The following is a 1,729-nucleotide window of genomic DNA, read 5'->3' on the forward strand; positions in this document are numbered from 1 at the left end:
GCGTCGGCGGGCGCGTCGGCGGCTCCGGCCGCGGCCGCCACGGCCGCGGACGCGCCCGGTGCGCGGGAGTCGACCTCCGGGTGGGCGTTCCTCCCGCCGCTGCAGCGGACCGTCCGGCCCGTCGAGCTGACCAGCCGCCCCGTCGCGTTCCTCGCCGACCTGCCCACGCGCGCGGCGCTGCCGTTCACCGGGTCGATGACGCACGTCGTCGACCACCGCGCCCCGTCGGGCGTCGTCGACGGCGACGGCGACCGCTCCGCCCCGCCCGTCCAGCGGTCCGCCGACGTGGACCTCACGCTCCTGCCCCCCGCACCGCGTGCCGCCGCCCCCGTGCAGCGCCGCACCGGCGGCCTCGTGGGCCTCGACTCGGCGCCGGCGGGAACGCCACGACTGCGGGCCGTGCCCGTGGACCCGCCGGCGCCGGACGTCCCGACCGTCACTCCGGCGGGCCCGCCCGCGGACACCCCCCGGGGCGGGGACGGCTGGACCGCCGACGGGTGGACCGCGCCCGGTGGGACCGACGCTCCCGCCTCCGACGGGTCCTGGCGCGACGGCGACGCGACGACGGTGCCGATCGGGCCACCGCCGACCGTCGCCCCCGCAGCGCCCGCAGCACCCGCAGTGCCCGCGCGGGCCGACGGTGGCGCCGCCGTGCAGCGCCGCGTGGGCCTCGGGGCACCGATCAGCCGATCACCGCTCGCGAGCACCCCGCCGGACCTGCCGCTCGTGCCGCGCGACGCGAGCACGTCCGCGCATGCGGCGGGCGCCCCCACCGCACCGGCGGACCGGCGGACCGCCGGTGCGGCACCCGTCGCCGGGGAGCACCTGGCCGCACAGCCGGCGTCGGGCGGTGACGGTGACGCTCGGCCGTCCGCTGCTGCGACGTCGGCGGCGTCGGCCGTGCAGCGGTCGACCGACGCCACCGGCGGCGGCCGCGCCGAGCCCGGGTCCACGTCCGCCGAGGTCGTGCAGCGGTCGACCAGCCTCTCGGGCGGTGTCCCAGCCGTGCACGTCGACGCGCCCGCGCCGACCGGCGCGCCCGCGCTGGACCTCGTCCGACCGTCGTCGGACGGGCCGTCGGCGGCGAGCGTGGGCGCCGACGGGCCCGTCGGGCGGGCAGGTCGTGACGTCGACGGGTCGACGACCGTCGCGGGTGCAGGACCGAGCACCGCCGACGCGTCGGGCGACCGCGGCTCGAGCGACGACGGCACGTCCGCCGCACACCGCGCAGCCGGCTCCGGTGGCGCCTCCCGCGCGAGCGGCGGCTCCCCGTCGACCGCCGGGCCGAGCGACGCGAGCTCGCCGCCGCCCCTCGGGACCAGCGCCGCAGCCCACAGGACGGTCGGTGACGCGCCGAGCGTGCAGCGCGCCGTCGGGGACCCGCGGACGCCCGGCGGACCCGGGGCGCTCTCGGCACCAGACTCGGCGTCCGCGTCGCGCCGGGCCGACACCCCCGGCGGGTCGTCGGCCCCGGCCGTCCGTCCCGCCGCACCGCGGCCGGCACCCTCGTCGGCGGACGCGCTCGCCGTGGTGCAGCGGCGCACCGACGCGGGTGCGTCGACCGGGGACGGCGCGGCACGCGCGACAGGTGACGCTGCCGTGGCGTCGACGCTGCTGCCCGCCACCGACGCCGCCGTGGGCCAGGGCGCAGCGGACGCGCCCGGCGGGCGGACCGCGCACGGCGCTGCCGGCGGCGGCGAGACCGGGTCGGCACCCGACGGTCCGGCCC

At 81.8% G+C, this 1,729-nt stretch carries 1 pseudogene; it reads left to right on the forward strand.

The window, feature by feature from the left end:
- Positions 1–1,729, forward strand: a pseudogene (locus tag CTKZ_RS21865) (hypothetical protein); the annotation flags it as partial.

This window comes from Cellulomonas algicola (assembly GCF_003851725.1).
Taxonomy (GTDB): Bacteria; Actinomycetota; Actinomycetes; order Actinomycetales; family Cellulomonadaceae; genus Cellulomonas; species Cellulomonas algicola.